This is a genomic window from Frankia sp. EI5c, assembly GCF_001636565.1.
GTDB lineage: Bacteria > Actinomycetota > Actinomycetes > Frankiales > Frankiaceae > Parafrankia.
This window is the reverse complement of sequence record NZ_LRTK01000065.1, coordinates 45610-55252: the sequence shown is the minus strand read 5'-3', so window position 1 is coordinate 55252 and position 9643 is coordinate 45610. Positions and strand designations below refer to the sequence as shown.

Genomic DNA, 9643 nt, shown 5'->3' with positions numbered 1-9643 from the left:
CACCACGACCGTGGCGATGGACTTCGGCCGTGTCTCCCTGGACGAGGATCTGATCCTCTATCTGTTCGGGACGCCCGGGCAGTACCGGTTCTGGTTCATGTGGGACGACATCGTTCGCGGCGCCATCGGCGCGATCGTGCTGGCGGACACCCGGCGCCTCGCGGACTGCTTCGCCGCCGTCGACTACTTCGAACAGCGCCAACTACCGTTCGTCGTCGGAGTGAACTGCTTCGACGGCATCCTGCGGCATTCCATCGAGGATGTCCGGGAGGCCCTGCAGATCAGCCAGGCCGTGCCGATCATCACCTGCGACGCCCGAAACCGCGACTCGACCAAGAGCGCGCTGATCGCCGTCGTGGAGCACACGATGTCGCGCGCGGCGGCTCGTACCTGAAAAGAGCCGCCCAACCGGCTTCCGGTGCAGACGAAGGCGGGGGGGGCTCCGAGTCCGGAGCCCCCCCCGCCTTCGTCTGCGCCGGGGTCGACCGGGGGGCCGGCGGCCGGCCTGCTCGGCCGCCGGCCCCCGGGGGTCACCCGGCGGAAATGCTCTGGAGGTCGACCATCTGCGTCTCGGGGCTGACGTTGAGCCCGTTCTGGTCGACGATGCGCAGGTTGAAGCCGTTGTTGCCTTCCTGCGTCCACCGCCCGCCCGCCAGCGGAACAGTCGCCACGTTCCGGGGAATCCCCTTCGCTGGGTCACCGGCGAAGGAGATGTCGCCGACGATCGTGCGCGCCTCCACCTTCGAGATCGCCTCGCGTACCGCCTGCCGGTCGTCGATGGAGTCGACGCTCATGAGGGCCTGCTCAACGATCTCGAACAACGCGTGGGTGAAGCCGAGAGGCTGGGACCAGACCCGCCCCTCCTCCAGGCGGTACTCGTTGACGAGCTCCTCCGCCGATCGGTTCGTGAGTGAGCTGCGGAACTGCGACTTCGGCGACCACCCCACCTCGGTCGTGAAGCCGTTCGCGGCCAGCCCGAGATCGCCGACGTCCGTCGGAAAGGTGAGCGCCTTGGAAAGGGTCACCACATGCGGGCGGTAGTTCTCCTCGTTCAGCAGCTTCCAGAAGGCCGAGAAGTCGGCGATATTGGGCGTCCCGGCAACTATCGAGATCCTGCGGTCGACGACGTTGCGCATCAGATCGTTGAACGCGCCGCTGCCCACCGCGTAGCGGAACGGCGCCCCCCCACCGAGGACGTCGAACCCGTCCTCCGCGAGCTTGGGCAGCCCGTAGGACGTGTTCGCGAAGGCGTCGCCCTCCTGGTCGTCGGGAAGCAGCAGGGCGACCGTGCGCGGGACGTCGAGCGCCCGCCACATCGACCGGTACGCCGACCGGATGTCGCTCATACCCCAGTAGAGGTGGTGCGTCCAGGTGAAGGACTTCTCCGGGTTGCCGCCGCGGCCGTAGAACCAGGCTTCCCAGGGGACGGAGGTCGAAATGCAGGGAACGCCCTGCGCCTCGCAGATGTCGGAGACCGGGTTCACGTTGTCCGCGGTGCCGCTGACCAGGACGATGTCGACCTTGTCGGCGAAGATCAGGTCGGTGGCGGCGGCGGCGGCCCGGTTGCGGTCGGACTGCCCGTCCCGCACGAAGATCTCGACCGGGAGAGTGTTCACCCCGACCCGCATGCCGTCGGCGAACAGGCCCTTCATGGTTCCGACGACGAAGTTGTCCACATAGGCGAAGTTCCGCAGCGCGCCCGTGCGGGGGCTGACCAGGCCGATTCGCACCTTGCGGGCGCCACCCCCGCCGGAACCGCCGCCGCAGGCCGCCAGCAGGCCGGCCGCGGGTGCGGCGACCGCCGCCATCCCCGCCGCCTTGAGCAGGCCGCGACGGTCGACCAACCGCCAGCCCTCGGGGCGCGTCTCCACCCGTGGTGCCGCCGGATCGACGGGCGCCGCGCCCTGGTCCGGCCCGACCGGACCAGGGCGGCTGGCCCCCCCGTGGCTGGCGACCTCCTGGGCGGTGCGCCGCTGCCTGATACCCAAAACACGGTCAGACCGGAACATGAGACACGATCCTGCCCCATGGCCGAAAAATGCTATTCACCGGGTCCGCTCCCGGTACCCGGGCCGCGAACATCAGATTGATCTGCGGCCCTTTATGTCTGGCTTCTCGCGGTAAGTCCTCACGCAGCGCAGCGAGTTCGATCCGGCACGCTGATGACGATCGTCCGCACCACTCGCCCGGGCTGCCCGCCACATTCCCGCAAAGCGCACACTTCACGATCCGGACCAGGCTGGCGACGCCCGGGCCTATCCGGCGACTAGTTCACGTAGCAGGCGCGAGCCGGCAGGTTCTGNGCGGCGTGAAGGTTGAGCGTTCCCTCCGGGCTGGTGCCCGTTCCACGAACGACGCTGTCCGCCGCCACACCCTCGAGTGGACCACTCGTGAACTGGACGCGGGCGATCGTGGTGCCAGGAACATCACCCTCTGACGGCGATATGGTGTACGCCCCCTGGGTGTCGTTCCATCGATATGTCAACCCCGCCGGGTCGACAATCAGAACATCAGGAAGCAGGTCACCGACGGTTCCGTTGTCCTGGTACAGCCGACACCGCCAGGTTCCGTTGATCAGGGCCTTGCCTTCGAGGGCCTCCTGGGTGACCGGGACCACCGAGGCCTGGCTGGTCGGGGTCGCGACCGAGCCACCTTGCGGCGCCTCTCCCTCATCTCCGCCGACCAGCATCGTGTACAGGCCCACGACCAGCAGGGAAACCACCAGCGCAATACCCAGCGGTCCTATCCAGCCGTGTTTGAGCCAGGAGAACGAGTCCGGCGGCGGGCTCTGGTCCTCCAGCTCCTCCTCGAGGGCCTCGGGCTCCACCAGCACGCCGACCGCCCGGGTACCCCGGCGCTCCGCCTGGCTGCCACGACCCGACCCACCGCCAGCTCGCCCGGCTCCATCGCGGCCAGCACCGTCGCGGCCAGCACCATCGCGGCCAGCACCATCCCGGCCGGCGCTGCCGCGGGCGGCACTCGTCCGGCTGGCACCATTCCGGCCGCTCAGGCCAGGACCGCTGCCGTTTCGGCTGTCGGGACCGACGGCACGTGGGCTGACAGCCGAACCCGGTTCCTCGGTGTCCCCGCCCGTCCGGCCGGCCCGGCCCGCACCGCGCGCGGCGGAGCGCCTCGCCTGCGGCCGCGGGTCCTCGGCTGCGGGCATGCCTGCCGCGGCTCTGTTCGCCCGGGTCCCGCGGAGGCGCCCGGTCGAGGCGGCCTCGTCCCGATCCTCATCGGGCCGCCGGGTACTCCCGCCGCGCCGTGGCGACGGCCCGGAGACGGCCTGCAGGCTGTCGGTGTCGGTCACCGGGTTCGGGGTGCGTCGGCGGTCGGCGGGCACTCCACGCGCACCTGTCCGGCGAACCGAACGGGACGGCTGCCAGCCGGAGTCGTCGCCGCGGTCGGTGGCGGCGTCCCCGCGGCCCCGACGGGTCACCAACGAGGTCATCTCGACCGCGCTCTCGGGGCGCCGCTCCCGCCCCGGCCGCTGGGCCGGATTCACAGCCGCGCGTGGGCCGGTGCCCTTGCCGACGCCGCCACCCGCGCCCGGATCGGACGGCGACAGGCCCGGACCCGGACCCGCCGGGGGCTCCCCGGCGCCGGCGGAGCGACCCGCGGGCAGAGCCGGAACACCCGCCGTCCCACCGAAGGAGGGCCGTGCCGTGGTGATGGTGTCCTCGATCGCCGGACGTGCCTGCTGGGCACGCCATGGCCCGGAGGGCCCGTTGTGATGGACCTGGCCGGGGTGCCCGGGAGCCGCGGGTGGCCCCGGTGCCGGCAGCGGTCCGGACAGCGGATCGTTTCCCGGCAGCCCGGGTTCACCGCGGCGGCGATCCACCGGGAATGCCTGGGAATCGTGCGGGGCCCGCCACCCGGAGGCCTGCGGTCCGGAGCTCGGTCCGGAGGCCTGCGGTCCGGAGCCCGGCGGTACCGAAGGCCAGGGGCCGGAGGGCGAGCCTGGCGCGGGGAGAGCGTTGCGGGCCTCGACCGTGCCCGGCCTTCCCGTCACCCGGGGGTCGGCCGGGAGGACGGCGCCGTGTCCTGAGGTGGCTCCGCTCGGCCCGCCGAGGCGATAGCCGGCATCCGTGCCGAGCGCGCCGTACGGGTCGGGGCTCGCCGGCAGGCTGTGCCCTGTCTGCGGACCCTCGGCCCGCCCCTGGTGGCCGTCGCGCGGTGGTCGCGCCTGGTTACCGGTCGGCGGGCCGGTACGCGGCGGCAGCGAGGCCCCCATCTGCTGCCCGCTGCCGGTGGAATGCCCGTTCCAGGGATCGACGGACCTTGCTCCCGTGTTTCCCGCCTGGTCCGGGCGGACCGGGCTGCCGTCGAGGGCAGGCCGGGGGAAGCCACCCGTCTGGTCCGGGCGAGGCAGGCCGCCGGTCTGGTAGGGGCGCGGGAAACCGCCCGTCTGGTCCGGGCGCAGGGGCACCCCTCGCCGGGGGCTGTCCGGAGGCTGCGACGGTGCTCCGGGGCCCGCGGGATACGCCGACGGAAGCAGGAAACTGCCGGTGGCCGGGTTGACGCCCCCATGCGGGTTCCCGGAGCCGTGTGGGCTTCCTGGACCGGCTGGGTTACCTGGACCAGCCGGGTTACCTGGGCCAGCGGGGATGCCGCTTCCCGGCAGGTTGAAGGTCTCCGGTGGATTTCCGGCAGCCGGCTGACCGGTGAGGCCTCCGGGCGGGAGCGCGCGGTCACCNGTCGTACGCCAGGCCGATGGCGCCGCGCCGTGGTCCGGGCCGCCGATGCGCACCGATCCGGTGTCCAGCCCAATCGGACGATCACCCGGAACCGGCCTTTGCTCGGTCGGGTAGCGCGGTGGCGGAGTCGGGTCCACCGGCAGCCGCTGCGGACCGGGAATGCCCCGGGCGGTGCCCACGTCAACCCCCGGGCCGCCGACGAACGGGGCCGGGCCGCCCCAGGTGGAGCTCACGTCGAAGGGATCCGCGCCCTGCGCCGCGTGGCCTCCGACCACGACGTCGCCGCCTGCCGGCGGGCCAGCGCTGATCACCGGGCCGTCGACGACCAGGCCACCCGCCGGGCCGCCGAGCGGGCCGCCCGGCGGCGCGCCGGCCGGACCACCCACCGGCGGGCCTCCGCCGGTCACGTCCAGGTCGAAGGCCGGTCGCGGCGTCACGTCCCAGCCGACGTCGACTGTCGAGGCCTGCCGGTAGGAGGTCGTCTCCTCCGGCTCCCCGACCCGTTCGACGGCGAAGAAATCGTCGTCACGACGACCGCCGGATGGCCGGTCCGTGCTGTGTGCTGTCACGGATCAATCACCCGCCTGCCGCCACGATGGTTGGGCCCGCGTGGTCCGGCGCCAAGCGCGCGTTCCGCCGTCGCCGCCTCATCGACTTCGCTCATCGACCGCCCTCGTCGGTGAGGCCATGACTGCGACCGCGGATGTGGCCACGACCGTTCTCGCGGCCCAACGCTGAACCGCCGAGCCGGCCGACAAAGCATGAACCAGCCGTAAACGGGATCATCACACTGTACACGGACACTCTCACCGGAGATTACGGCAGGCCGTGTAGATCTCGCGCACGATGCGCTGGGAGTCCTCGGACTTGACGTCCCGGTTGAAGGCCAGGTACTGCTCCTGGGTGTACTGATCCTCGAGTTTCTNCAGGGTGCAGGTGCAGTAGCGCTCGTTGCCGTCGCTCACACCGAGACACGCGTCGATGTAGTTCTGACGGACGGTGGTGTCGTATCGACCTTCCGCGACCGCGGAGTCCGCGGCCGTGGTCGTTCCGTCGTCACCACCCAGGACGAGGAAGCCAGCCACCCCGAGCGCGACCACGAGAACGATCGCGGTCGCGACGGCGATCGCCGTCGGCCGGCGCAGCACCGCGATGATCCTGGCCGGCAGACCACCGGTGCCGGCCCTGGCAGTCGGCCCGCTCGCACGGCCACCCCCACCGGGATAGCCGCCGTCGAAGGTGTCAACGCCCGTCCCCAGGCCGGCAGGCTGGGCCGACCCCGCCACCGGGCTCGGGTCGAGCACCCCCGCCGGACGTGGCCTGCGTGCCCGGGGCGGCGGCCCGTCGGGGTCACGGTCCCGGTCCCGGTCCCGATCACGGTCGAACAGCCCGGGTTCGGCGGGATCCAGTGCGGCCGGGGTATCAGGTCCGGGATCCACCCCGCGCCCGGCGGCCCGCGCGCGGCCGGTGTCGGGGCGACGACCCGCGGCACCGCGATCAGCCCTGGTCCCGCGGGTGGGTTTCCCCACAGCCCCGTACCGGCCGTCGGATTCGGAACCCCGGTCGTCGTCCTCCATGCCACCGGCCGCACTCGGAACCACGACCGGCCCGGTTACCGAAGGCAGCCACCCGTGTGCGGTACGCCTGGGAATTCCCGCAGTCCTCTCGGCGGGGTCCGGAGGGCCGTCCGATGATGCCCAGCCAGGGTCGGTCACACCGCCATGGCCCGGGCCGGGCACCGCGATGGGATCGGTGTTCTCCGCGGCGCCCCCGACGGGATCCGCGCCCACCCGCCCGATGCGGAGCAGGTCGGTGCCGGCGGTGTCGACTCGGACCCGGCCGGCACTCGGCGCGCCCAGTGGACCGGCGACGCCCGCGGGGTTGTGCGGACTCGCGGGGTTGTGCGGACTCGCCGGGTCGCGAGTGTTCGCCACCTCGGGATGCGCGACGGCGGGGGCGACCGCGGCGGTGGCAGCGCCTGGAGCGGCGGTCTGCGCGCCGCCGCGCCGGGTGTCGGTGGCGGCCGGGTACGGGCCGGTCTGGTAGCCCGAGAAGGTCGAGGCGGCGCGGGTCGGACCGGTGTATGCCTCACCCGTGAAGATCGGGCCGGTCGGCACCGAGCCGCGGGCGGTGACCCCGAACGGATCCGACGGGCCCGACGGGCCGGCCTCGGAGGGCGTCCAGGCACCGAGGGACTCACGGGCGGCCGGCCCACCGGGAGCCGCGGCCGCGGCTCCCGCGGAACTACTCCCGGCCGGACCGCTCCCGGCCGCCCCCCGTTCCGAGGCGACCCACCCTGAGGGGACGTCCGCATACCCGGACGCGGCGGGAGCGCCCGGGTTCGAGGAAGCGCCCGCGGGCACGTCTGACCGAGGCGCGGCATTCACGAGCCGCCAGGTCTGGGCAGGTTCGTCCCAGACATAGGCGCCGTCGTCGCTTACCCAGCGGCCGTTCTCGTCGAGGCGCATCAGTCATCCTTCGGTCCGGAGACGGACGGCTCCCAGGGTGCCACGACGGACCAGCGCGGAGGGCGCCCGGGTCCGCCACTGGATAGCCGGGCGCCGCCGGCCGGCCGGACACGCCCCGCTCAGCCCCCCGCGGCGATCATGATCTCCGCCTTCTGGAACTCCTTCAACGTCGCGTAGCCCGTTGTGGCCATCGCCGCACGCAGTGCCCCCGCGATGTTCGCCACACCGTCCTCGCCGCCGCCTTCGCCACCGGTGAGGATCTCCGCCACGGACCGCGAGGCCGGTGCCGGCGACCAGCGCCCGCGCGGCAGGTCGGAATGCAGGATCTCCATCGACCAGGACGACCCCCGACCGGGAGAGTCGACCGCCTGCGCGAGCAGCGAATCCACCATCACGGCGTCGGCTCCGCAGGCCACGGCCTTCGCCACGTCCCCGCCGGTGCGCAGGTCGCCGTGCGCGATCACGTGGACGTAGCGGCCGCCGGATTCGTCGAGGTAACGCATCCGCGCGCCGGCCGCGTCCGCGATCGCCGTCGCGAGCGGGACACCAATTCCGAGGGTCGAGGCGGTGTCGTCTCCCAGGCCGCCACCGACGCCGACGATCACCCCGGCGGCACCCGTCCGCATCAGATGCAGCGCCGTGGAGAAGGACGCGCATCCTCCGACCAGCACCGGGATGTCGAGCTGTCCTATGAACTGCTTCAGATTGAGCGGTTCCGTGCGCCGGGACAGGTGCTCCGCCGACACCGCCGTGCCATGGACGACCAGCAGGTCGACCCCGGCCGCCACGACGTACGGACACAGCGAGCGGAGTTTCTGCGGCCGCAGCGCGGCGGCGGTGACGACGCCCGCCTCCCGCAGCTGGAGCAGGCGGGCGCCGATGAGCTCGGGCTGCACCGGGGCCGCGTAGAGCTCACGCAGGCGCCTGGTCGCCGCCTCCGCCCCGGCCTCCGCGCCGAGTTCCGCCACCTGGGCGATCAGCGGCTCCGGGTCCTCATGGCGGGTCCACAGGCCCTCCAGGTGCAGCACCCCGAGCCCGCCGAGACGTCCCATGGCGATCGCGGACGCCGGCGAGGTGACCGCGTCGGCCGCGGCCGCGACGATCGGGAGGTCGAAGCGGTAGGCATCGATCTCCCAACCGAGCGACACGTCGGCTGGGTCGCGGGTGCGCCGCGACGGAACGATGCCCACGGCGTCCAGCCCATAGGCGACCCGCGCGTTCTTCCCGATACCGATCTCGACGTCAGCCACCGTGTACGGCCTCCTGGTCAACCCGCGAAGTTCTGTCGACCATCCCTACCAGACCGCTGCCAGGCCCGGACGAGCACGGAAGCGAGCCGCGGCGCGGGACGCCCGCGGCTCAGCGGGTGTAGTTCGGTGCCTCGACGGTCATCTGCACGTCATGCGCGTGGCTTTCGGTGAGTCCGGCAGACGTGATCCGCACGAGCTGGCTGTTCTCCTGGAGATCGCGAACCGTCGCCGACCCGGTGTAGCCCATGGCCGCGCGCAGCCCACCGATGAGCTGATGTGCCATGCCCGCGAGCGAGCCCCGGTAGGGGACCTGCCCTTCCACTCCTTCGGGAACGAGCTTGTCGTCGGAGAGGACGTCGTCCTGGAAGTAGCGGTCCTTGGAGTAGGAGCGGTTGCCGCCCCGGCTGCGCATCGCGCCGAGGGAACCCATCCCGCGATAGGACTTGTACTGCTTGCCGTTGATGAAGATGAGCTCGCCGGGACTCTCGTCGACGCCGGCGAGCAGGCTGCCGAGCATGACCGTGTCAGCCCCGACCGCGATCGCCTTGGCGATGTCGCCGGAGTACTGCAGGCCCCCGTCCCCGATCACCGGAACGCCGGCCGCCCGCGCGGCGCGTGCCGCCTCGTAGATCGCCGTGACCTGCGGAACACCAACGCCGGACACGATCCTGGTGGTGCAGATGGAGCCCGGCCCCACCCCGACCTTGACGGCATCGGCACCGGCGGCGACCAGGGCGGCCGCACCGGCGGCGGTCGCCACGTTGCCGCCGATGACATCCAGCGGCCGGCCGTCGACGCCCGCCGGCATCTCCGCCTTGATCCGGGCGATCATGTCGGGCACCGCCCGGTGATGGCCGTGCGCCGTGTCGACGACGAGGAAGTCCACACCCGCGGCGACGAGAACCTGGGCACGTTTGAACGCGTCCTCGCCGACACCGACGGCGGCACCGACCGTGAGGCGCCCGTCCGCGTCCTTGGTGGCGTGCGGGTACTGCTCACGCTTGGTGAAGTCCTTCACCGTGATCAGCCCGCGAAGCCGGCCCGCACCGTCAACGATCGGCAGCTTCTCGATCTTGTTGTGCCGCAGCAGACCCAGTGCCTCGTCCGCGGAGACGCCGACCGGCGCGGTGACGAGCGGCATCGGGGTCATCACGTCCCGGACGCGGCGCTCGTGGTCCCGCTCGAAACGGATGTCACGGTTTGTGACGATTCCCAGCAGCAGGCCGTC

At 72.3% G+C, this 9643-nt stretch carries 4 protein-coding genes and 1 pseudogene; 1 reads left to right on the top strand and 4 read right to left on the bottom strand.

Features of this window, described 5'->3' with window-relative positions; translation table 11 throughout:
• The coding region (locus UG55_RS21070; protein WP_199865208.1) for an ATP/GTP-binding protein at positions 1-394 on the top strand (394 nt) is incomplete at its 5' end.
• Between the two features lie 136 nt (positions 395-530).
• Here the strand turns inward: UG55_RS21070 and UG55_RS21065 are convergent.
• From UG55_RS21065 to UG55_RS21045, 4 genes and pseudogenes are all read right to left on the bottom strand, one after another.
• The gene (locus UG55_RS21065) at positions 531-1988 is read right to left on the bottom strand and encodes an ABC transporter substrate-binding protein (RefSeq protein ID WP_242424884.1); all 1458 of its coding nucleotides are present in this window, start codon (positions 1986-1988) and stop codon (positions 531-533) included.
• A gap of 3635 nt (positions 1989-5623) precedes the next feature.
• Positions 5624-7165: hypothetical protein (locus UG55_RS21055; protein WP_206779397.1), on the bottom strand; the 1542-nt coding region annotated here is incomplete at its 3' end.
• A gap of 119 nt (positions 7166-7284) precedes the next feature.
• Positions 7285-8415: a GuaB3 family IMP dehydrogenase-related protein gene (locus UG55_RS21050; protein WP_066072048.1), complete on the bottom strand. Its 1131-nt coding sequence runs from the start codon at positions 8413-8415 to the stop codon at positions 7285-7287.
• 109 nt (positions 8416-8524) lie between these two features.
• Positions 8525-9643 (bottom strand): annotated as a pseudogene (locus UG55_RS21045) (IMP dehydrogenase); the annotation flags it as partial.